The sequence below is a fragment of the Haloferula chungangensis genome, from assembly GCF_042664875.1.
In the GTDB taxonomy this organism is placed as follows: domain Bacteria; phylum Verrucomicrobiota; class Verrucomicrobiia; order Verrucomicrobiales; family Akkermansiaceae; genus Haloferula; species Haloferula chungangensis.
On the sequence record NZ_JBHTBS010000012.1, the window covers coordinates 55,666 to 77,335 of the forward strand.

At 58.4% G+C, this 21,670-nt stretch carries 19 protein-coding genes and 1 pseudogene; 7 read left to right on the plus strand and 13 right to left on the minus strand.

What is annotated here, in order from left to right; translation table 11 throughout:
- Nucleotides 1-112 precede the first annotated feature (112 nt).
- Entirely contained in the window at nt 113-4,144 is a 4,032-nt protein-coding gene (locus tag ACFQY0_RS17870; protein ID WP_379715189.1) for a beta strand repeat-containing protein, read from the plus strand.
- 131 nt (nt 4,145-4,275) lie between these two features.
- On the opposite strand, the gene ACFQY0_RS17875 is transcribed toward ACFQY0_RS17870, so the two are convergent.
- Nucleotides 4,276-4,881, minus strand: coding sequence for an EF-hand domain-containing protein (locus ACFQY0_RS17875; protein WP_379715191.1), 606 nt, complete (start codon nt 4,879-4,881; stop codon nt 4,276-4,278).
- 553 nt (nt 4,882-5,434) lie between these two features.
- Between ACFQY0_RS17875 and ACFQY0_RS17880 the strand changes: the two genes are divergently transcribed.
- Both ACFQY0_RS17880 and ACFQY0_RS17885 read left to right on the plus strand, forming a co-directional pair.
- The gene (locus ACFQY0_RS17880; protein ID WP_379715193.1) at nt 5,435-8,383 is read left to right on the plus strand and encodes a PVC-type heme-binding CxxCH protein; all 2,949 of its coding nucleotides are present in this window, start codon (nt 5,435-5,437) and stop codon (nt 8,381-8,383) included.
- Between the two features lie 36 nt (nt 8,384-8,419).
- Nucleotides 8,420-9,475, plus strand: a complete 1,056-nt coding sequence (locus ACFQY0_RS17885) for a hypothetical protein (protein ID WP_379715195.1) — start codon at nt 8,420-8,422, stop codon at nt 9,473-9,475.
- A 7-nt stretch (nt 9,476-9,482) separates the two neighbouring features.
- Here ACFQY0_RS17885 and ACFQY0_RS17890 read toward each other — a convergent pair whose 3' ends face one another.
- The 5 genes from ACFQY0_RS17890 to leuA all read right to left on the minus strand — a co-directional run bounded on the left by ACFQY0_RS17890 (nt 9,483) and on the right by leuA (nt 14,183).
- Nucleotides 9,483-10,319, minus strand: a complete 837-nt coding sequence (locus ACFQY0_RS17890; RefSeq protein ID WP_379715197.1) for a hypothetical protein — start codon at nt 10,317-10,319, stop codon at nt 9,483-9,485.
- Nucleotides 10,320-10,399: 80 nt separating this feature from the next.
- Nucleotides 10,400-10,948 carry a hypothetical protein gene (locus tag ACFQY0_RS17895; RefSeq protein WP_379715199.1) on the minus strand — a complete coding sequence of 183 codons (549 nt, stop codon included), beginning with the start codon at nt 10,946-10,948 and terminating at the stop codon, nt 10,400-10,402.
- A 100-nt stretch (nt 10,949-11,048) separates the two neighbouring features.
- Nucleotides 11,049-12,116 carry an acyltransferase family protein gene (locus ACFQY0_RS17900; protein ID WP_379715201.1) on the minus strand — a complete coding sequence of 356 codons (1,068 nt, stop codon included), beginning with the start codon at nt 12,114-12,116 and terminating at the stop codon, nt 11,049-11,051.
- A gap of 53 nt (nt 12,117-12,169) precedes the next feature.
- Nucleotides 12,170-12,322: a hypothetical protein gene (locus ACFQY0_RS17905; RefSeq protein ID WP_379715203.1), complete on the minus strand. Its 153-nt coding sequence runs from the start codon at nt 12,320-12,322 to the stop codon at nt 12,170-12,172.
- Between the two features lie 178 nt (nt 12,323-12,500).
- Nucleotides 12,501-14,183, minus strand: a complete 1,683-nt coding sequence (gene leuA, locus ACFQY0_RS17910; protein ID WP_379715205.1) for a 2-isopropylmalate synthase — start codon at nt 14,181-14,183, stop codon at nt 12,501-12,503.
- A 292-nt stretch (nt 14,184-14,475) separates the two neighbouring features.
- Between leuA and ACFQY0_RS17915 the strand changes: the two genes are divergently transcribed.
- The 4 genes and pseudogenes from ACFQY0_RS17915 to ACFQY0_RS17930 all read left to right on the plus strand — a co-directional run bounded on the left by ACFQY0_RS17915 (nt 14,476) and on the right by ACFQY0_RS17930 (nt 15,930).
- On the plus strand, nt 14,476-14,655 hold the full coding sequence (locus ACFQY0_RS17915; RefSeq protein WP_379715366.1) for a type II toxin-antitoxin system HicA family toxin: 180 nt from the start codon (nt 14,476-14,478) through the stop codon (nt 14,653-14,655).
- Nucleotides 14,652-14,873, plus strand: coding sequence for a pilus assembly protein HicB (locus ACFQY0_RS17920; RefSeq protein ID WP_379715207.1), 222 nt, complete (start codon nt 14,652-14,654; stop codon nt 14,871-14,873). The genes ACFQY0_RS17915 and ACFQY0_RS17920 overlap by 4 nt, the downstream gene beginning before the upstream one ends.
- A 15-nt stretch (nt 14,874-14,888) precedes the next feature.
- Nucleotides 14,889-15,134: pseudogene (locus ACFQY0_RS17925) on the plus strand (ferredoxin); the annotation flags it as partial.
- A gap of 340 nt (nt 15,135-15,474) precedes the next feature.
- Nucleotides 15,475-15,930, plus strand: coding sequence for a phospholipase D-like domain-containing protein (locus ACFQY0_RS17930; RefSeq protein WP_379715209.1), 456 nt, complete (start codon nt 15,475-15,477; stop codon nt 15,928-15,930).
- Nucleotides 15,931-16,030: 100 nt separating this feature from the next.
- On the opposite strand, the gene ACFQY0_RS17935 is transcribed toward ACFQY0_RS17930, so the two are convergent.
- From ACFQY0_RS17935 to ureC, 7 genes are all read right to left on the minus strand, one after another.
- Entirely contained in the window at nt 16,031-16,564 is a 534-nt protein-coding gene (locus ACFQY0_RS17935) for a nucleotidyl transferase AbiEii/AbiGii toxin family protein (RefSeq protein ID WP_379715211.1), read from the minus strand.
- 92 nt (nt 16,565-16,656) lie between these two features.
- Nucleotides 16,657-16,881 (minus strand): hypothetical protein, encoded by a 225-nt coding sequence (locus ACFQY0_RS17940; RefSeq protein ID WP_379715213.1) that lies wholly within the window; start codon nt 16,879-16,881, stop codon nt 16,657-16,659.
- Nucleotides 16,882-16,918: 37 nt separating this feature from the next.
- Nucleotides 16,919-17,746 carry an urease accessory protein UreD gene (locus tag ACFQY0_RS17945; protein ID WP_379715215.1) on the minus strand — a complete coding sequence of 276 codons (828 nt, stop codon included), beginning with the start codon at nt 17,744-17,746 and terminating at the stop codon, nt 16,919-16,921.
- Nucleotides 17,747-17,825: 79 nt separating this feature from the next.
- The gene (ureG, locus tag ACFQY0_RS17950) at nt 17,826-18,437 is read right to left on the minus strand and encodes an urease accessory protein UreG (RefSeq protein ID WP_379715217.1); all 612 of its coding nucleotides are present in this window, start codon (nt 18,435-18,437) and stop codon (nt 17,826-17,828) included.
- A 66-nt stretch (nt 18,438-18,503) separates the two neighbouring features.
- Entirely contained in the window at nt 18,504-19,199 is a 696-nt protein-coding gene (locus ACFQY0_RS17955) for an urease accessory protein UreF (protein WP_379715219.1), read from the minus strand.
- Between the two features lie 39 nt (nt 19,200-19,238).
- Nucleotides 19,239-19,760: an urease accessory protein UreE gene (locus ACFQY0_RS17960; RefSeq protein ID WP_379715221.1), complete on the minus strand. Its 522-nt coding sequence runs from the start codon at nt 19,758-19,760 to the stop codon at nt 19,239-19,241.
- 71 nt (nt 19,761-19,831) lie between these two features.
- The gene (ureC, locus tag ACFQY0_RS17965) at nt 19,832-21,595 is read right to left on the minus strand and encodes an urease subunit alpha (protein ID WP_379715223.1); all 1,764 of its coding nucleotides are present in this window, start codon (nt 21,593-21,595) and stop codon (nt 19,832-19,834) included.
- Nucleotides 21,596-21,670 lie beyond the last annotated feature (75 nt).

Sequence of the window (21,670 nt, forward strand, 5' to 3'; positions counted from 1 at the left end):
TTTGATGAGCTCGACTCCTGGAGCTCGTGTTCAGGCAACCCAAAAAACAATGAAGCTACCTAAACCCAAACCCTCGAATTTATCATTTGCGAGGGTCTCTGTGACGATTCTCATGACGGGTATTCTACCCGTGACCGTGCAAGGCGCGACCTATCTTCGGACGGCTTCTGGAGACTGGTCCACGCTGTCCGAATGGAACGACGATGGCGTTGCTCCACCGGACTATGCGGCGTCGACCGTGTTACCCGGAATTGGCGACACTGTTATACTCAATCAGGACAGGGTTATTGACGTGACGACCGCGCTTGGAGCGGTTGGTGACGTTATTGTTAGCAATACGGTGGATGGAACATTCCTTTCGACGACACTGAATATTGAGTCAGGGGGGAGCCTGGAAACGACCGGGCTATTAACGGTAGGAGCCGGGAGCGACACGGGAACCCTCAATGTGAAAGCGGGAGGAACTCTCACCGCAACGGGTGGGATATCCGTGGGTGCGGACCCGAGTCATAGCTTCAATGTGATGGGTGGAACGGTCACTTCTCCGACAGGTCTAAGCCTTGCGGGAGGGCAATTCAATGTTTCGTCCGGAACGGTCACCCTCACGGATCCCATACCGGGCGGCACCACCTTCAACGTGATGAATCCGGGAAGCACCGGCATCCTCAACCTCACCGGCGGCAGCTTCATCGTGGACGGGGCCATCGGCGGCATCGATACCATCGCTTTCCGCGGAGTCATTAATATCAGCGGTGGGCTCTTTAGTGCCGTTGGTGGCCAGACCTTCGGAAACGGCGGACTGGTTTTCAATATTACCGGAGATGACGCCACCATCAACCTCGACAATTTCAACATCGCCAACGACGGGCGTCGAGTGGAGATCAATTACGAGTTTGATTCGACTGGAGTGAGCCCGATCACCATCGGAGGGTATATGCGCTTGAATAATGTGACGGTGAACGTCGACGGCTCCAACTATGAAGGTGGCCCCGGCGTGATCAATCTCATCACCTCGCCTGGAGCCAATAATATTGCACCTTTGGCAGCAACGGTCACCGCACCATTTCCTGGCCTGGACTCTGAGATCTCTCTGGAAGGGAATAATGTGGTGGTGACTCTCACGGTGCCGGGGACGACTTGGGACGGAAGCGACGACCTGACATGGACGAACCCGGACTCGACCAGCTGGTCCGGTGAAACCTTCACCAATGGTGACAGTGCAACCTTTGGCGATACGGGCTTTGGAACCGTGACGATCCTGGGCGCCATCGAGCCCTCAGGCGTTCTGGTAAACAATACCCTTGGCAAGGACTACGTCTTCACGGGCGACCCGATTGGCGGGACCTTCGGCCTGACCAAGTCTGGCGAGGGAAGTCTCACTCTCGCCACTCCCAATACTTACACCGGTGTGACGACGGTCTCCAACGGAACACTGTTCGTCGAGGATGCTGCGGGCCTGGGATCAACGGATGGCCAGACGGTCGTGACTTCAACTGGCAAACTTCACCTCATGGGCGGCATCATCGCCGACGACATTGATGTGGTCGCCAAGAGCGGTAGTGGCAACATCAACCTCCTGGCTGCAACTACCACGCAGGTGACAGGTCTTCTCTCGGTTGATGCGGCGGATCTTGATACCCGTGGCGGAGGAACCCTGCAATTGTCGGGTGGTCTGGAGATCACTGACGTGGCTTCCTTCAACCAGGCGCTCATCATCGATACCGTGCCCATCAATTCCCCGGATGGTACGCTGGCGCTAACGTCGAACTCCGGCCATGAGATCAACGTGGCTGGCAACCAGTTGACTCGCTTGAGAATGGCCTTTGGCTCCGTGGGTTTGAAGGTCGGTTCCGGCATCGACCATGCCTGGAACAGTGATCTCGTTTTCGGTGCCGGGTTTACCGATGCCACGAATTCCGGGTTCAAGCTTGATTTGAACGGAACGAGCCAGACATTCGGACAAATTGTTCGTCAGTCGGATACCGCGACGGATGAAGCACTGGCCGAAGTGAACCAGGAGATCACCGGCGGCGGCACTCTGACGATTGGTGGCGACCTCGATAGCCTATACAACGGCCGCTTCACCGATGGTGCGACGCCGACGAATGTGGTCAAGGATGGAGCGGGCACTTTGGTATTGAACAATCTGAATACCACTTATTCGTCCACCACGACCGGGACCTTCGAAATTTTGGACGGCGTTGTGGAATCCCAATCCGGCTCTGATTTTTCCGACTTCGGCACCGTCAAGGTGAGCTCCACCAATGCTGGTTCACTGAACCTGAACTACGTCGGGACTGACACGGTGTTCGCCCTCGACCTGGGTTCGGGACCGTTGCCGCCTGGTGAGTATGGTGCGCCCGGATCTGCCGCGCCTATTGTCGGGAATGCCCTGATTTCGGGCACTGGTACTCTGACGGTGGCGGCACCGCCGGGGCCTCCACTTGCATGGGACGGAAGCTCCAACAACGATTGGACGAATCCTGACTCCGATAGTTGGTCGGGTGAAACCTACCAGGATGGTGATGGTGTTTCGTTTCTCACGGCAAATGCAAGTTCGGTGGTGATCTCAGGAGGCGTTGCTCCCAGAAGCATTGAGGTGGAATCCTCGGCGGATTATCATTTTTCAGGCGACTCAATCGGCGGCACGACCGGGATCAGCAAGTCAGACACGGGGGTGCTCACGCTTGCCAGTGCGAACACTTATACGGGTGTGACGACGGTTGTCGGTGGGGTCCTGAAGGTCACTCATGCCTCCTCCCTCGGAGCCATAACGGGCAATACAAAGATCCTCAACGGTGGCGCATTGAGCATCGAGGGCGGGATCACGCTTGCTGAGCCGATTGCCATCACCGGCAGCGGCGGTGGACGTGGTTCACTACGGAGCAATGGAGAGAACACGGTCACGGGTGCCATCACCATGACGAGTGGTCGCATCGAGACGGTGGATGGCACCGGCTTGCTCGTCTTGTCTGGCGAGATCAGTGGTACCGGAAGCAATATTCTGGTGGGGGATATCCAGGTGGATTCCCTGATCGATATTGGTACGGGCAGCATGACTTTCGCAGGCTCTGGAACCAACTTCGCCGGCTCCGGATTTGATCAGGGAAATGTCATCAGTTTGAACGCTTCGGATAACTACTGGGGTGCCACTCAGCTATACTTCGATGCGAGCGTGAAGCTGGGTGCTGACGACGCTCTGCCGCATGAATCCGCCGTGACGTTTGGCTATGTCGATGTCAGTAACTCCACGGCTCAGCTCGACCTCAACGGTTATGATCAAAGGGTGGCTTCGATCGCCACTCATACTTTGGGCGTCGGTGGTGATGTTAATATTACCGGGGGTGGCACGCTCACGGTTTATCAAAATATCGACACCGAGTATCAGGGCCGAATCACTGATGGTGAAACCCCGACCACTTTGGAGAAGGATGGCACTGGGATTCTCACGCTCAACAACCTGAGTGGCACTCCGACCAGTTACACCGGCGATACCTATATTTTCGCAGGGACACTCGCCATGAATTCCCCGGATTTGGCGGACGAATCCGTCGTTGAGATTTTCTCGGAGGGCAAGCTTCAGCTCAATCACGGGAGTGTTGATGTCGTCAGCATCCTTATCATGGATGGTGAGGAAATGCCGGCCGGAACCTACACCCAGGGCAATTCGAATGGCTTCATCACCGGAAGCGGTGCGATTCAGGTGGGCGGGGGAAGCCTCTTCGACGCGTGGCTGGCGAGCTTTCCCGGTCTGAGTGATCCGGATCCATCGCTTGACTTTGACGAAGGAGGTCTGGCGACTGGGATCGAGTACGTTGTGGGTGGAGATCCGACCGATGGTTCCGACGATGCAGGCATGGCGCCAATCGTGAGTTCTACCGGTGCGGAATTGATATTTGAATTCCGACGCTCCGATATGGCTCACATTGATCCCAATACTTCCATCATAGTTGAATATGGTAATGACCTCATCGGATGGAAAACGGCCGTGAGTGGTGTCGACGGGATCACAACGACGGAGAGTGACGACTTTTTCGGAGTGGGTATCGATAAAGTCGGTGTAAGTCTCCCTGTGGACCTTGCAATGGATGGGAAACTTTTCGCCCGTCTGAATGTCGTCGTGGCAAATGCGACTCAACCGTAGGGGATTACTCTGATCCGGATGTGGGTCGAACTCGTGGGAAGCGGCTCCGCCTTGGCGGAGCCGTTTTCTTGTACCTAAAGGCTGTGTCGCTGGTTGGATCGCCCCATGACAAGTGGGGCAAGGAATGCCCCCTAATTTCCTCGACTGGAACGACGTCCCCCGTCTCCTCCGCCACCTCTTCCGCCCCGCCTGCCATCGGCAGATCCTGCTTCAAATCCTCTTCCTCCCCTGCCGCGGTTGGACTCGCTCATTCGTTTGGAGAATTCCTGGACAACCGCATCTTGTTCCGAGGCATCGAGGTAGCCATCCCCATTGGCGTCGGCATCACCGAATCGGGACTTCATTCGATCGGAGACCTCTTCCATGGAAAGCAGGCCGTCGCCATCCGCGTCCTGGCTTTTCAGCCGGCTGGTGATCTGTTCGGTCATCTGCGCCGCCCGTTGCTCACGTTGCTCGTTTCGGCGGGCTTCCCGCTCCACTTGCTGCGCTTCGCGTTCCAGCTTCTGAGCATCCAGCTCCTCCTGAGTTAACGGGGTTTGTTCGGGTGCTGGATTGATCGAGGGCCGCGTTGCAGGGCTCCTCAGCTCAACTGGCCGGGTCGGCTTCAAGCTGCTCGAGCGACTGGGAGGAGCCGGGCGACTCGGAATTGTGTCCTGTGCCGAAACTTCCTCCTTTTCCTCAGTACAAGAGGGAAGGCCCATGAGCAGGGCGCCGATGCAAACTAAGTTCCATTTCATGGTATTGTGATGGTTCGAACATTTTTAAACAGCACGCGTCGACACAACGGGAGGTCACATCGATAATCCTTCCTTAACCACGCTCGACGGCGAAAGTTGCGGTGCCGGATCAAGACGTTGCCATAGGGCAATCGGGGGGGATGCCCAGGGCGATCAAGCTAAGGGAAGAAATTGGACCAGGATGGATGGGATAAATAGGATGAAGACAACGAAATCCAATATCTTGGTGATGATCGTCATGGTTGAACCTCAATTCTAGCCTGAACTGAGGGCAATGATTTCAAAATCCTACCCACCTGTCCCGCCATAGCCTTGGCGACAGGGATCCAATCCATCTTGGTCCGAAAAAATTCAGCTGGAGCCGATTCTCTCCCTAACTTGATCGTCTCGGGGGATGCCCGGAAGGCGTTCGATGTTTCCGTGCCCGATTCCGGGTTGACCACTCTGAGGTTACCATGGTGAGCACTAAATCGCGCATTCCAGCTTCTTATGGTGACAGATTGCGCAGCGGTTAGGCGTTACCTGACTCGACCTTAAACGTCGGTCAAAATTCATGAACCCAATTTGTTCTTTCGCCAAAGCTTCAGCCATCGCATGGACCCTGTTTGCTGGAGCCTCGGTGGTCCATGCCCAGCTCCCATTGCAGAAATCGGATACAATCTGCCTTATCGGAAATGGTTTGGGTGACCGCATGCAACACGATGGATGGGTGGAGACGGTGATTCAAAGCGAGTTGCCCGACCATCAGTTGCACTTTCGGAATCTTGCGCATTCCGGCGATACCGTTTCTTCACGCCCTCGTAGCAAGGATTTCATGGCCGACGTGCAGTATCTGACTCACTGCAAGGCGGATGTTTTGTTCGTGTTTTTTGGCTACAATGAATCGTTTGCGGGGGAGAAAGGGGTTCCGGGATTTAAAAAGGATCTCGGAGGAATGATTGATGAGTACCGCGGGCTGAAGTTCAACGGGGAGTCGGCGCCACGTTTCGTGCTCTTCTCACCCATTGCCCACGAAGACCTGAAGGATCCGAATCTTCCAGACGGCACGGCCAATAACCGCAACCTTGCGCTTTACACACAGGCGATCGCTGAAGTGGCCGAGCAGAAGGACGTCGCCTTCGTCGATCTGTTCAATCCAAGCAGGGAGCTCTATGCCGAGGCCAAGTCTCCTCTGACACTCAATGGCGTCCACCTGCTACCGGAAGGGAACAAGCAGTTGGCCTGGGTGATCGCATACGGACTAACAGGAACGCCGCCGACGATCAGCAAATCGCTCGAACCCGTCCGCCAAGCGGTGCTCGACAAGAACTGGCACTGGCATTGCCGCTATCGCGCGACGGACGGAAACGACATTTGGGGTAGCCGCTCGAAGCTCGCTTTTGTCGACGGGCAAACGAATGGTGAGGTGCTGCAGCATGAACTGAAGATGCTCGACGTCCTCACCGCCAACCGTGATCCGGCCATCTGGGCGGCGGCCAAAGGGAGCAGTTATAAGATTGATGATTCCAATGTCCCTCCTCCAGTCCCGGTGGTTTCGAACGTCGGAGGGGGAAGCCGGAGCTCGAAGCCGGAGAAGGAAGGTTCCGAGAAGTATCTTGGAGGAGAGGAGGCGATCGAGAAGATCAAGGTGCCGAAAGGCTTCAAGGTGAACCTGTTCGCCGACGAGGAAAGCATCCCCGGATTGATCAACCCGGTGCAGATGCAGGTCGATACCAAAGGTCGCTTGTGGGCTGCTTGCTGGAGCACCTATCCGATGTGGGAGCCGATGAAGAAAATGACCGACAGCATTCTCATCCTTCCGGATGACGATGGAGACGGCAAAGCGGATCGGGCGATCGAATTTGCGAAAGTCCACAATCCCGTTGGCTTTGAGTTCTGGAATGGGGGAGTGATTGTCACCTCCCAGCCCGATGTGCTTTTTCTCAAGGATACCGACGGCGACGATGTGGCGGATGTCCGCGTGGTTCTCCTGCAGGGAATCGGATCGGCGGATACCCATCACTCCGCCAATAACTTGATCTACGGTCCCGACGGAGCGATCTACTGGCAAAGCGGCGTCTTTCTGCGGAATGCCTACGAGCATCCATGGGGACCCGCGCTCAAGACGGGCAACTCGGCGATGTACCGCTTCGATCCCCGTCGCTACACGATTTCGCTCCACGCGATGAATAGCCCGAACCCTCACGGAACGAGTTTTGATTACTGGGGCTATCAGTTTGCCAATGATGGAACCGGAGGGAGATCCTATCAGGTTCGTCCGCATGGAGATGGGTTCAAAATGTTCCCGCTGGTTGACAAGGAAGTCCGCCCCGTGACTTCGGATGCTATTATTTCCAGCAGCAACTTTCCCGAGGAGATCCAGCAGGATTTCCTTCTGATGAATGTCATCGGTTATCTTGGCGCGAAACGCTATGATCTCCATCGCGAGGGCTTCAAGAAGGGGAAGATCAACTACAAGCTGGGCGAAATCTGGGGCACGCCCACCGATGACTTCTTCAGAAGCGCCGATAAGAATTTCCGTCCGACGGATGCGGTCTTCGGTGCCGATGGAGCCCTCTACATATCGGACTGGCATAATATCATCATCGGGCACATGCAGCACAACATCCGCGATCCCAAACGTGATAAGCAACACGGCCGGATCTACCGCATGGTTTACGAGGATCGCCCCTTGCAGAAGAACGTCGCGATTGATGGTTTGCCGATTTCCCAACTACTCCGGAATCTCGAACATCCCATCGACGATGTTCGCCATCGTACCCGCGTTGAGCTCAGTGAGCGTAATACGGCGGAAGTGATCAGCGCCGTATCGGAGTGGGTCAAGACCTTCGACCCGAAGAAAGACGAGCACGCTCATCACTTGCTGGAAGCGCTTTGGGTGCACCAGCAGCACAATGTGAAGAACGAAGACCTGCTTCAGGTGGTGCTCGATTCCCCGAACCCTCACGCGCGGATCGCGGCCGCCACGGTGAAGCATTTGTGGGGGCCGGCGGACCCTGCCAAAGCGGGCGAAGCACCTCCCGAGGAAGAAGACGAGACGCCGCGCGTCAGGAAGCCCAAGCACCTCAACAAGGAAGATGGCCGGACCTATGCGAAGGGTGCGGAAGTATATCATCGTGATGCCCACTGCGTGACCTGCCATCAGCCGAATGGCGAAGGACTTGCTCCGGCCTATCCTCCGCTCGCCGGCAGCGAGTGGGTTCAGGGAAGCGACGAACGTTTGATCAAGCTGACCCTTCATGGTCTCTGGGGCCCGATCACGGTAAAAGGCAAGCATTATGGTCCCGAGGGCGGCGTGCCCCCAATGACCCGCTTCGCCGAGCTCCTCAACGACGAGGAAGTTGCCGCCGTTCTCACTTATGTCCGCAATTCATGGGGCAACGAGGGTCCGGCGGTTCAGCCGGATGCCGTGGAGAAAGTTCGTGCGGCCCACAGCAAACGAAATACTTTCTGGAGTCCGGAAGAACTTCTCAAGGACCATCCCATGGAGACTGCGAAATAGAACTCTCCCCCAGCCTCAAATCCAAAAACTCAGAACATGAAATTGATGAAACCGATGACGACTCTTCTCGTTACCCTGTTGGGTGCCGCGGGAGTCCAAGCCAGCACTTCGATCACTTATGAAGGCACCGAGGGGCCGGGTAAGGGAAAGCATGTGGTCTTTCTTGCCAGCGATCACGAGTACCGCACCGAAGAAACCAGCCCGGCCCTCGCGCGCATCCTTGCGAAGCACCATGGCTTCAAATGCACCGTGGTCTTTGGGGTTGATAAGGAAGGTTACATCGAGGCCGGATCATCCAATGTCTCAGGCTTGGCGGCACTCGATGACGCGGATCTCTTCGTGATCTTCGCGCGATTCCTCAATCCGCCTGCCGAGGAAATGGCTCATCTTGAATCCTATCTCGAACGGGGCGGCCCGGTGGTCGGCCTTCGCACTTCCTCGCATGCTTTCAAGATTCCAGCGGATTCTCCATACGCAAAGTATGACTACCAATCCAAAGTCGACGGTTATGAGAAGGGATTCGGGCATCAGGTGTTGGGCAATACCTGGGTGGGTCACTACGGGAAGAACCATGTCCAGGGGACCCGAACTCAAATCATCGAGGACCAGAAAGACAACGTCATCCTCTCGGGAGTAGGCGACAACGCTTTCTGCCATGCAGGTGCCTACGTCGGAGAACCCGGCCCTGACTTCACTGTGTTGACCAAGTCTCAGCCGCTCGTCTCCATGGAAAAGGATGGAGATCCAGACACCAGCAAACCAGCCATGCCATCAAGTTGGACCCGGCACTACACAAGCAAGGACGGTAAAAAGCACCGGGTCTTCCACTCCACTCAAGGAGCTTCCGAAGACATCCTTGATGAAGATTATCGCCGGTTGATCGTCAATGGCATGTTCTGGGCCGCAGGCCTTGAAGAGTCGATCAAGCCAGATCTGGATATCGCCTTCGTCGGACCCTACACGCCGAATACGTTCTCCTTTGGCGGAGCCGCACGGAAAGTGAAGCCGTCCGATCTCGCCGGCTGGGATTCGCCGATCATGCCTCAAGGCGACGAGCACAAGCCGGCACCGCCAAAGAAGAAGAAAAAGTAGAGGTCTTCTACTCGACGGAGATCGCCAGCCGTGCGGTGGACTTCGGGTCCTTCCCTGAAAGAGGGGCCCAATTCACAAGCATTCCCTGATGAAGTGCCGCTCCCTGGCGGTTTGACATGGTGATCATGGAATCTCCGGTCGCTTCAAAAAGAAACTGGCGGTCAATCGCTTTGATCGAAACTTCAACTTCCGCAATGCCCGGCCCGTTGACCTCTTCGCTCGCCATGTCACGTGGCTCGACGGAGTTCAGTCGCTGTCGCTTGCCATTGGTCCATTTGAGTTCGGTAAGATCCTCGATGATGAGGGCCTCAAAGGCTTTGGGATCGTCCTTCAACTTGATTTCGTTGTGACCGTAAAAGTTCAGAACGCGGGCCGAAACCTGGAACTGAATGTTCTCCGGTAGATAGGTTCCATTATGGGTGATGCGTCCGCCGATTGAGATGGTGCCACGTTTCTGCTCGATGATCAGCTGGGCTTCGGCGCCGCCTTCGAACTTACCACGTAGGGTCAGGCGCTCGAGTTCGTCGGTGGGTTCATCTTCTGATTCCAGAGATCCGGGAATGACTGTTTGAAGCCCCTTGCGCCCGTTTGGCATGGTCACCTCAATGCCCCAGCTCACGGGCATTCTAATATAGGATCGTGGGTTGCCGTCCTCGTAGACCGGTTCGAGGGTGAGCTCCCCGGTCGTGCTGACCGTGAAACGCACCTCGCTGTTCTTGAAGCCGGCAAAGCAACCAAACCATTCCTTCTCCTGCAGTTCCGGTAGTTCAGCAGATGACGATGGGGACAATGCGCTGCTGAGAAGCAACACGACGATTGAGGTGAGCGATCGAAGGGGTCTCATAAGGATTTTGTGGGAATCCTAGAGCCAGTTGCGCTTCTGAGTATCCCCATTTCTATGGATACCCGGAAAGGGGGGTGAAATTATTGGGAAACAGGGGGGGCGAAGGGGTCGACTTCATCCGACGCAGGTCGGGGAGCTTTCGGGGTGAGGGTGTGGTGCTGGCTGAAGAGCTCCTGGTAAGCGGCTTCGGATTCGAAGAAGGGAAGGGAAAGCTCCCGGACGAATCTTTCCAATCTGGGGAGGTCGATCGGTGCATTCGGGAGGTTTGGCACGGCCGAGAAGTTATCACAGAGGAAGCAAATATCGATCCACGCGATGGGCTTCCATTTGGCATCGTAGAAGACGAAGGCATGGTGGGGGTCGTAGCAATCGACGTCACCCGGAACCCCTTTGAAAGGCGTGTTCAGCAAAGTGTCGAGTTTTGATCTTTGCTTGGCATCCAGCAGCAGGGTGAAGGGGGCAATGATGCCAGCGTGGTGAGTGCCGTCCTTGAAGATGATCGAGGTCCCTCGAGGGTCTTTGGTGAAATCGTAGCAGTAGGCGACGACATGGGCATAGGGCTTGGCCGGCCAGTGGTCCTCGGCGTGGAGGACGGTGAGGGTGAAGAGGAGAAACAGGAGGGTTTTCATGTCCGTGATTGCAACATTAAAACCACGGAAGACACGGATCACACGCTAATAAAGAGAGGCATTCCACGCTTCCACGTAGGATTCCGTCCTCTAACAGACTTCATTGAAGCCGTTGTTTTACCTTGGCGAGGGGCACTTCGACGTAGCGCCAGCAAAGCCAGGCGATGGCCCAGGAGGCGAGCGCGAAGACGAGGATGCGCAGGCCGAGCATGACTTGCGAATCACCGCCATTCCAAAGGAAGGGAACGATCCAGCCGAGCGCCATGGGGATGGTGGCGTGGAAAAGGTAGAGGCCGTAACTGATCTTTCCAAGGTGCTGCATCGAGTGGCTTTCGAGGAGTCGGCCGATGATGCCCGGCAGGCCGGCGAGGGTCGCGGAGATCAGGGCGATCATGGCGAAAGAGAGGAAGGTCTGTTGGAGATGTGCGAGGACAGGCAGCTGAATCCCGGCCTCTGATAGACAGTAGAGTGGCAGGTAGCAGGCGAAGGTGATCCAGCCTGTTAGGTTGAGGCGTCGGTCACCCGGCTGGACGCCCTTCGAAAAAATCAGCGCGAGCAGGCTGCCGGTGCCGAGGTAGTCGAGGGCGCTGGTGGTCACGGCGCTGGGGTGCTGGACGGCGGGAAAGTGGTTCTCAAGCACGGCACGCGAGATCGGCGCGGTGGCGATGCAGGCGATGAAGAAGGCACCGAGCCATTTTCGCGGGAGCAGGAAGATGAAGATCGGCCAGAGAAGGTAGAACTGCTGCTGGATCGCGAGGGTCCAGTAGTGGGCGGTGCCGCTGGGATACTGCGGGAGCAGCGCGATGTGAAAGTTCGAGAGGTGAGTGAAATACCACCACGGATGATCATGGATGTCCGGTGCCTGGGCGGCGATGGCAAAGAGCATCGCGAGGTAACAGGGGATCATGATCCGCAGGGCACGACGTGATTGGAAAGTCCGGAAAGTGGACCACCTCCAAGGTCGTTCACTTTCTTCGCCGAGGCGGCGTTCCTTGAGCAGGATGCGGGTGATGAGGAATCCGCTGAGGGTGAGGAAAAAATAGAGCCCGATCTCAAAGGGCAACGGACCACGCCAGGCGCGGGGAGCCCAGTGAAGCCACATCACTCCGAGCACCCCGACCGCACGCCAGCCGTCGAGTTGGGTGGAGCGGGGTGAGTGGGAGGGCATAATTCTGGGTGGCGTGCCTCAAGCATGATCGCCGGAAAGCTCATCGAGGTCGATCAGGTCCTTGCGGCGACCAGATGCTCGTCTCCGGTGTAGCGGGGGAAGCCATGGAGTCCGACCGCGTAGCTGCCGACGATGAGGTATTCAACGTTTTTTGCCTCGAGCAATTCGATGAACGCGAGAAAGTCTTCGTTGAGTTGATCCTTCATCTTGATGGGTGCGGCAGATCACCGCCATGGCGTTGAGGCGCGAGACGTAGTCGAGGTCCTGAGTTCCCGTTCGGTTCTCCCGGAACTCTTTCAGGGACGACCTGCGCTGCGTTTTCTCGATCATCGTTTGAGGATCCTATCCTGCTTTCCGTGGTGAGGAAAGGGCTCAGGTCATTTTTCAGCGGAGCAGGTTCCAGGCGGTGACGAGGGCTTTCAGGCCGGCCATTTCGATGCTGGGATCGATGCCGCAGCCCCAGAGGATGCGGCCGTCATCGTGCTGGACCTGGACGTAGGCGGCGGCATTCGCATCCGAGCCGCCGCGCACGGCGTGGGACCGGTAGTCGGTGACCTTGATGTCCTTCAGGTCCGCGTTTTCCAAGGCGTGCACGAAGGAGTTGATCGGACCATTGCCGTTTCCCTTGATCTGCATTTCCTTGCCTTCAAGTACGATCGTCGCCGTACAATCGACGCGGCCCTTTTCACTGGTGTGGTGGACCAGTTCGTAGTCGGTGACGGCGAGCGGCGACTCGACGTTGGCAAAGAGTTCGTGGAAGGCGTCGCGGATCTCGTCGGCATTGAGCTCGCGGCCCTGCTTGTCGGCCAGGTCGTAGATCGTTTTGCCGACCTGCGGGTGCATGGTTTTCGGCAAGTCGAGGCCGTGCTCGCGGTCGAGGATGTAAGCGATACCGCCTTTTCCGGACTGCGAGTTGATGCGGATGATCGCTTCGTAGGAGCGACCGATATCCTGAGGATCGATGGTGAGATAGGGAACCCCCCAGGCGATGTTGGGCTCTTCCTTGGTTTCCTTTTCGCGCAGGTCGAGGCCCTTCTTGATGGCGTCCTGGTGGGAGCCGGAGAAGGCGGTGAAGACGAGTTCGCCGGCATAGGGGTGGCGCTCGCCAACAGTCATGCGGGTGACGCGTTCGTAGACGTTTCTCAGCTCGGTCAGGTTGGAAAAATCCAGGCCGGTTTCGATGCCGTGGCTGTTCATGTTCAGCGCGACGTTGATGATGTCGAGGTTACCGGTGCGCTCGCCATTGCCAAACAAGGTGCCTTCCACGCGGTCGGCACCAGCCATCAGGCCGAGCTCGGTGGCTGCGGTGCCGGTGCCGCGGTCGTTGTGGGTGTGCAGCGAGACGTCGATGCAGTCGCGGCGATTCAGGTTCCGGCACATCCACTCGATCATGTCGGCGTGGATGTTCGGAGTCGCCCACTGGACGGTGTCCGGCAGGTTGATGATCATCCGCTTTTCCGGCGTGGGCTGCCAGACGTCGATGACGCCGTTGCAGCACTCAAGGGCGAAATCCAGCTCGGTGTCGGAGAAGGATTCGGGAGAGTACTGGAGGACGACTTCGGTTTGCGGAATGGTTGGGGCGAGCTCCTTGACCAGCTTGGCGCCATCGATGGCGAGGTCGCGGATCGTTTCACGGCTGGCATTTCCGAAGGTGACGCGGCGCTGCAGTGGGGAGGTCGAGTTGTAGATATGGACGATCGCCCGTTTCGCACCAGCGATGGCTTCGAAGGACCGGCGGATCAGGTGTTCGCGGGTCTGGACGAGGATCTGGATGGTGACGTCCTCGGGGATGCGGTTTTCTTCGATCAGGCGGCGGCAGAAGTTGAATTCGGTGTCGGCGGCGGAGGGGAAGCCGATTTCGATCTGCTTGAAGCCGACACGGCACAGCAGGTGGAAGAACTCGAGTTTTTCCTCGATCGACATCGGTTGCGGAAGCGCCTGGTTGCCGTCGCGCAGGTCGACGGAGCACCAGATCGGGGCGTGGTCGATGACCTTGTCCGGCCAGCTGCGATCAGGCAGCTGGATCGGAGGAAACGGGCGGTATTTCGAGATGGCGGATGGATTCATGGGAAAGTGGGAAAAATTAAAAGTCGATGGTTTGCCAAGGAGGCGGGGTGGCCGCTGGTGAGCGGCAGGCCGTGTTTACGGGCGGTAGGAAAGAGGGAAAATCAGCGGGTGGCCAGCCCTAGAAGGAGGGCGGGAAGTTCAAGGAGGCCGCTGAGGATGAGAGTCATCGCGGAGGGAAGTTGGGCAATGAGGGCGGGGATGTCGAGTTTGAAAAGGGTGGTCTGAATCGTGAACTTGCGAGAAGCAGGCTGTTCGGCTAAGGGTTTGCAGTGCCAAGAAAGATCGGGATCTGATCAAGGACCTGCGCAATGCTGGCTTCGAACAGGTAGCCGGAGCAGGAAAAGGCTCACATCGAAAGTTCTTCCATCATGGGTTTCCGGGAGCGGTAACCTTGAGTGGTAAGGAGAATGGGGATGCCAAGCCGTATCAGGAGAAGCAAATCAAGAAGGCGATCGAAGAAGTTGGATCATGAAAGCAATCGATCAATATCACAAATGGGTGGAGTGGTCCGAAGAGGATCAAGCCTACATCGGCAAGTGCCCGGATCTCATCACGGGGATTCACGGGGATGATCCTGTTCAGGTCTTTCAGGATCTGAATAAGGTGCTGGAGGAGGTGATTGCGCACATGGCGGAAACAGGGCGAGAGTTACCGAAATCGAGGACCCGTCCGATGATGGATGTGGCTTAATGGAAAGTCTTTGTGGTGCCAACAAAGGAGCAGCTTCAGGGTTTTTGGGAGAGGGATCGTCATTCAGCCCGAGGGAAGTATTACGTCGATGACCAGTGCACGGACTGCGATCTTTGTCGGGAGACGGCACCGGCGGTTTTCAAACGCAATGACGCGGAGGGAACAAGTTACGTTTTTCGTCAGCCCGTTACGGAGGAAGAAGTTCGGCAGGTGGAGGAGGCGGCTGAAGGGTGCGCAACAGAGGCGATCCGGGCCGATGGCTTGGAATTTGATTGGGACAGAAACATGCCGTTGGATTCTGGATCCTTGATGCCGGATGAGGAAATCCAAGACAGCCTTGATGGAGGTAGAAGAGATGCGGAATCGAAGAAGCCGTGTTGCCGAAAGATCGCGCGGCCTTGGTGGAGGTTTTGGGGGTGAGGTTCGCATAGTGGGGCGCTTTCAGACGGAGGTGCGGTGGTGAAATGGGTTTCTCTCGTTTGCTCGCAAAGCGGTGTCGCCGCTGCGCTCCCTCCTTCGCTAAAGCTATGGCGGGCAGGCTGCCACCGCAGTCCAAAGCCTTCGGCCTCGCGGGTGGAACTTAAATGGATTAACAACAGCCGTGCGCGAGCTGTTGCTGAATGAGGAGATCTACACCCGGGTGGTGGAAGAGCTGATGGTCGGGGCGGAGAAGTTTCTGTGGATCGTGACGGCGGACATCAAGGATCTGCACGTGGTGCGCGGGCGGCGGGCGGTGCCGCTGCTTTCGGTGCTGGCGGATCTGGTGGAGAACGGGGTGGGCGTGAGGTTGATCCACGCCAAGGAGCCGGGCCCGATGTTCCGGAAAGACTTCGATCGCTTTCCGGTGCTGGTGGAGAGCGATCTGTTCGAGCGGGCGCTGTGTCCGCGGGTGCACACCAAGGCGGTGATCGCGGACGGGCGACGGGCCTTCGTGGGATCGCCGAACCTAACAGGCGCAGGAATGGGGGCTAAGCATCCGGACAAGCGGAACTTCGAAGCCGGCTTCCTCACCGACGAGCGGGAGGATGTGACGCGGCTGATGGAATGGACGGACTAACTCTTTCTCGGGGAGTTCTGCGGGAAATGTCGGCTGAGGGCGCGGTGTCCGGATCCGCTGGATGGGGAGGAATGAGTGGAGGTGAACCGCTGGAACAACGCTATACGGGTTCATCGATTTGGGATTTGAGGGCTTCGGGGAGGCCTTGCCAGAGTTTGGGGTGAGATTCTACGAGACGCGCGATATCGGCGAAATCTTTGATTCGCTTGCTCTGCCTCCGTTTCGAATCCTGCCAGGCAAGGATCTTTCCCGTTAAGGTGTCCTCAAGTGAGGCGACGCGAAGGAGAATGCCGTGAACATCGGCGGGGACCGAACGTTCCGGGAAAGTGAGATAAACGTCCTCCGTGCTGAGTTGGATGCTTACTTTGGATTGACCTTTGAAATTGACCGACCAGTCGAAGCGGTTTGCTTCGAAACCGGCATCCGTGAGGGTGGTGATGGAACGTTCGATGTCATTGGAGGTGACCACAAAATCGACATCCTGGGTGACCATGGGTTCTTCTGCCCAATGGTTCACCGCGACTCCCCCGATGGCACACCAAGGAATTTCTGCGCGTTCGAGGCAGTCGACCAGACGCATGACGTCATCCGCGCCTCCAGCGGTCTGCCAATCGTAGAATTTTCGAGCGGTCACGCTCCGAATGTAGGCGTTTGCCGACGGATCAGCGAGAGCAAATGGATGATAGGGATGCGCGCATTGCCGCAAGCCGCAGGGACAAAGCAGGACTAGTGCTTCTTGATTCTTTCAGCAGCGACCTCGCGGCGCTTTTTGAAAGCATGGTAGCCGAACCAGGCGACAGAAACGGTGGCGACGCCGACGAAGCCGCCGGTGAGGAGATGGTGCCAGGCGAACTCAGGAGTGCTGAGATTGGAGTGATCGTGGCCGGGATGGGCGGCGGCGGTGGCGATCATGGCAAGGGTGCTGGCGGTGGCTAGGACGGTGGTTTTCATGATGTTATGTGGATTGCGAAAGCAGGGGGCGTACCAGTCAGAATTTGCCAGTACGGGTGAGAAGCTGCGGAATGCTTGGGGCGAGATGCTCGCGAAGATGCAAGCAGGCCTTCCGAAGGGACAGGCTGCAGGGAGTCAGCAGCCGAAAAACTCCAAAATGAGGGGCGAGCTCGGTGGCTCCGACATGGATGGTCTTTTCAGAAAGAAGAGACTCACCGGTGGAGAGAAGTTCGGAGAGACCGTCGACTCGCGGAAGATGAAGCCAGAGAGTGGCGACGAAGGCAGGCTGGCCCACGTGGGTCTGGAGACGCCAGGCGTCGGTGGATGGGGTGAGGCGGGCGCGCTCGCGAGCGAGCGGTAGGCCGTCGCGGTAGATGTCGAGAGCGGTGGCAAAGTGGCGGAAGGCGAGCGATTCCCCGTGGGCAAGCCGGCCGGGCGCGAGGATGTCGAGGAAGGCGAGCGAGGCGCTTTCGTGGAGGTCGATACGGGTGCGGACGCTGCCGTGGGAGGAAGCTTGGGGGATCAACAGGTCGGGGAGGACTTCGAGGTGGCTGTTAGGGCCGAGGGTGAACTGCTGGACGACCTCCGAGCTGCCGCTTTCCATGCTGTGGAGACGGCAGGCGCTGGGGGAGCTGAGCAGGACCGAGCTGTTTTCGCCGAGGGTGATGTCGGCTTTGAGACGGTCGCCGGAAAAGAGGCCGGCGGTGGGGTTGATGAGTTGGGTGAGCAAAGTACGACCGTCCCAGTAGGGCTTGCCAATGTGGCAGAGCCCGCCGGCCTGACGGTGGGTCAGACGGGTGACGCCAGCCTGCGACTCGAAGGCGAGGCGCAGGTTGGAGTCGAGGGATTTGGAAGTAAGGGCCAAGTGAGAAGTAGAAAGTAAGAAGTGGTCGGACGGGTATGCGGGCTGGGCTTGATGAGCGCGACGGCGTCGCGCGGTCCGCCTACTTTAGGTCGGTGAAGAGGACGTGTTTGTCGAACCAGGCGATGAGCTCGTCGACGGACTGGCCATTGCGGAGGTCGGTGAAGAGGAAGGGGCGGTCGCCGCGTTTGGCGAGGGTGTCGCGCTTCATGAGCTCGGTGTCGGCGCCGACATGCGGGGCGAGGCTGGCTTTGTTGATCACGAGCAGGTCGCTATGAGCGATCGCGGGGCCGCCCTTGCGTGGGATGTCGTCGCCTTCGGTGACGTCGATGACGTAGATGAAGACGTCGGCAAGTTCGGGCGAGAAGGTGGCGGTGAGATTGTCGCCGCCGGACTCGATGAGCACGACTTGGAGCTCGGGGAACTTGCTTTTCATCTCGTCGACAGCTTCAAGGTTCATCGAGATGTCATCGCGGATCGCAGTGTGCGGGCAGCCGCCGGTTTCGACGCCGAGAATCCGCTCGGGTGGCAGGGCAGAGGCTTCGACGAGCATCTTGGCGTCTTCGCGGGTGTAGATGTCGTTGGTGATCACGGCCATGTCGCAGCGATCGCGGAAGGCTTCACAAAGGACACGACAAAGGGTGGTTTTTCCGCAGCCGACAGGGCCGCCGATTCCTACTCGGATGAGAGACATATGTTTATTGGATTTAGTGTTTTGAAACGCCAAGACGCAAAGTTCGCCAAGGTTTTCGGATGGTGATTATGAAATGAAGAGTCGGGCGGGGGCGCGTTGGTGGCGGGAGGAGGCGATGTCCCAGAGTGGGGTGAACGAGCCGATCTCGGCTTCGCTGATGGAAATGGAGGCGGCGACGGTGGTCGGGATGGCTTCGGAGCAGCGGGCGAGAATGCCCTGAATGCCGGCGGGGCCGAGATGAAGAAGTTTCAGGCCGGCCTGGGCGAGCCCGGAAAGGGTCTGCCAGGTCGTGGCGTGGAGTCCGGCATTGGAGGGGACCTTGCGGAAATGATGAAGTACGGCAGTTGCCGTAGAAGTTTGGCGGTGGGGGATGGAGTCGAGGACGAGTTGCCAGGCGGGGGACTCGGTGAGTTCCTCGCCAAGAAGCTGGGGGGCGAGATTGAGGAGCTGGCGACCCATGCGGGTGGAGGCGGAACGGAGTTCGGCGGTGGGACGGGTGGCTAAGGCCAAATGGTCGAGGCGGGTGACGGCCGCGAGATCGTTGCTTTCCAGGGCGGCACGCGAATGACGGATCAGGGGTAGCTCGACCTCGCTGAGACTGCTCAGCATTTCACGGGTAAGGAAACGCTCGAGATCATCGATGTTGGTGACGGCACCCATCTGGACAAGACCTTCGAGACCGAAGGAATGCGCGTAGGCTCCGACGGGAAGAGTCGAGTCGGAGAGCTGAAGCAGCGCGGGGAGCCAGGAGGTGTCGGGCATGGGATTGGTGTGACGGGCGGACTAAAGTCCGCGCTCCGTTTAATGCTCGTGATCGCCGTGGCTGTGCTCGTGGCCGCCGTGGGAATGGACGTGTTCGTCGTGGCTGTGGGCGTGGCCATGATCGTGACCATGGCCGTGGCCGGCGGAGCGGGAGTGCGGGTCGGCTTGGAAGATCTCGTTGCCGCGACGGTGGGAGATGTGATTGCGGTGGATGGCCTCGGCGAGGGTCGGGAGGTCTTCGACGAGGAGGCAGTCGGGACGGACTTCGACGGGAAGGTGCTGGTTGCCGAAGAACCAACCGAGGCGAGCGGCGTCGTCGGTGCTTTCCGGAAGCGGAATGATGAGGACGGCTTCGGGGCGCTGTTTGACGACGTAGCGGGCGCTGTCGGTGACGGCGACGGTGGCGTCGTGCGAAACGGGTTCTTCGAGGTCGAGGGCGAGGTCCGTGCCGTCGGCGGCGGTGGCGCGCCAGCGGCGTTTGAGGAGCGTGTGGCGGTCGAGGCTGATCTCGATCTCGGGAAGGGTAAGGTCGGGGCTGTTAGGGAGTGAGGTGATGAGCATGGGTTTGCTGGGGTTGATGATGAAGAGGCCGACTAAAGTCGGCGGTCCGGGCGCTGGGGTTTGGTGGCTTGTTAGAACAGAAAATATCTTTGGGCCATGGGGAGTTCGGCCATGGGTTCGCAGGTGAGGACTTTGCCGTCGGCTTTGACGGTGTAGGTCTCGGGGTCGACTTCGATGTCGGGCATGGCGTCGTTGAAAAGAAGATCCGCTTTGGTGATGCTGCGGCAATTCTTTACGGCGACGAGCTGCTTGCGGCAGTTCACTTTTTCGGCGATGCCGTCGTCGAGCGCAGCCTGCGAGACGAATGTTAGAGACGTGCTGGTGCGGGCGCCTCCGTGGGCGCCGAACTGCGGGCGGTAGAAGGTCGGCTGCGGAGTGGGGATAGAGGCGTTGGGGTCGCCCATGTTGGCGCAGGCGAGCATGCCACCTTTCAAAATGAGTTCGGGTTTGACGCCGAAGAAGGCGGGCCTCCAGAGCACGATGTCGGCGAGCTTGCCGATGCTGATCGAGCCGACTTCGTGGCCGATGCCGTGGGCGAGGGCCGGGTTGATGGTATATTTGGCGACGTAGCGGAGTGCGCGGAAGTTGTCGGCGGCGGGGTGCTCGTCGGATTCGAGCTTACCGAACTGCACCTTCATTTTGTGCGCGGTCTGCCAGGTGCGGGTGACGACTTCGCCGACGCGGCCCATGGCCTGCGAGTCGGATGAGATCATCGCCATCGCTCCGAGGTCGTGGAGGATGTCTTCGGCGGCGATGGTTTGCGGACGGATCCGGCTTTCGGCGAAGGCGACGTCCTCGGGGATCTTCGAGTCAAGATGGTGGCAGACCATCAGCATGTCGAGGTGCTCGTCGAGGGTATTGACGGTGAAGGGACGCGTCGGGTTGGTGGAAGACGGCAGGACGTTCGGGTGCGAGCAGACCTTGATGATGTCGGGCGCATGACCACCGCCGGCGCCTTCGGAGTGGTAGGTGTGAATGGTGCGGCCGCCGATGGCTTTAAGCGTGTCTTCGACGAAGCCGGACTCGTTGAGGGTGTCGGTGTGGATGGCGACCTGGACGTCGTATTTTTCGGCGACGGTCAGGCAGGTGTCGATCGCGGCGGGGGTAGTGCCCCAGTCTTCGTGGAGCTTGAGGCCGATCGCGCCGGCGACGATTTGTTCTTCGAGCGGGGCCTCGGTGGAGGCGTTGCCTTTGCCGAGGAAACCGAGGTTCATCGGGTAGGCGTCGGCGGCTTCGAGCATGCGGTGCATGTACCATTTGCCCGGGGTGACGGTGGTCGCGTTGGTGCCGGTGGAGGGACCGGTGCCGCCGCCGAGCATCGTGGTGACGCCGGAGGCGATGGCGTGCTCGATCTGCTGGGGGCAGATGAAGTGGATGTGAGAGTCGATCCCGCCGGCGGTGACGATGTTGCCTTCTCCGGCAATGACGTCGGTCGCGGCTCCGACGATCATCGGGTCGAGCTTGCCGGTACTAGGATCGGGGTAGATCGAGCCGATGCCGTCCTGGATGCCGGGGTTGCCGCCGTGGCCGATGCCGACGATGCGTCCGTGCTTGATGCCGATGTCGGCCTTGATGACGCCGAGGGTGGCGTCGAGGATGGTGGCGTTGGTGATGACGAGGTCGAGGGATTCGTCGCAAGTGGCGGTGGGGGATTGGCCCATGCCGTCGCGGATGACCTTGCCGCCCCCGAATTTGATCTCGTTTCCGTAGCCGCCGTTTTCGGCGATGAGGTCGCGTTCGACTTCGATGAAGAGCTCGGTGTCGGCGAGGCGGATCTGGTCGCCGGTCGTCGGACCGTAGGTTTCGGCGTATTGGCGGCGGGGGATTTTGTTCATCCTGTTAGAAAAGTTGAAGCGCTAAGGTGGCGAGGGCGCGAAGGCTGGGGATGTGGGATTATTAACAACGAAATT

Coding starts and splice junctions, on each gene's coding strand:
- ACFQY0_RS17870 (WP_379715189.1), top strand. CDS start 113: ATGACGGGTATTCTACCCGTGACCGTGCAAGGCGCGACCTATCTTCGG.
- ACFQY0_RS17875 (WP_379715191.1), bottom strand. CDS start 4,881: ATGAAATGGAACTTAGTTTGCATCGGCGCCCTGCTCATGGGCCTTCCC.
- ACFQY0_RS17880 (WP_379715193.1), top strand. CDS start 5,435: ATGAACCCAATTTGTTCTTTCGCCAAAGCTTCAGCCATCGCATGGACC.
- ACFQY0_RS17885 (WP_379715195.1), top strand. CDS start 8,420: ATGAAATTGATGAAACCGATGACGACTCTTCTCGTTACCCTGTTGGGT.
- ACFQY0_RS17890 (WP_379715197.1), bottom strand. CDS start 10,319: ATGAGACCCCTTCGATCGCTCACCTCAATCGTCGTGTTGCTTCTCAGC.
- ACFQY0_RS17895 (WP_379715199.1), bottom strand. CDS start 10,948: ATGAAAACCCTCCTGTTTCTCCTCTTCACCCTCACCGTCCTCCACGCC.
- ACFQY0_RS17900 (WP_379715201.1), bottom strand. CDS start 12,116: ATGCCCTCCCACTCACCCCGCTCCACCCAACTCGACGGCTGGCGTGCG.
- ACFQY0_RS17905 (WP_379715203.1), bottom strand. CDS start 12,322: ATGAAGGATCAACTCAACGAAGACTTTCTCGCGTTCATCGAATTGCTC.
- leuA (WP_379715205.1), bottom strand. CDS start 14,183: ATGAATCCATCCGCCATCTCGAAATACCGCCCGTTTCCTCCGATCCAG.
- ACFQY0_RS17920 (WP_379715207.1), top strand. CDS start 14,652: ATGAAAGCAATCGATCAATATCACAAATGGGTGGAGTGGTCCGAAGAG.
- ACFQY0_RS17940 (WP_379715213.1), bottom strand. CDS start 16,881: ATGAAAACCACCGTCCTAGCCACCGCCAGCACCCTTGCCATGATCGCC.
- ureG (WP_379715217.1), bottom strand. CDS start 18,437: ATGTCTCTCATCCGAGTAGGAATCGGCGGCCCTGTCGGCTGCGGAAAA.
- ACFQY0_RS17955 (WP_379715219.1), bottom strand. CDS start 19,199: ATGCCCGACACCTCCTGGCTCCCCGCGCTGCTTCAGCTCTCCGACTCG.
- ACFQY0_RS17960 (WP_379715221.1), bottom strand. CDS start 19,760: ATGCTCATCACCTCACTCCCTAACAGCCCCGACCTTACCCTTCCCGAG.
- ureC (WP_379715223.1), bottom strand. CDS start 21,595: ATGAACAAAATCCCCCGCCGCCAATACGCCGAAACCTACGGTCCGACG.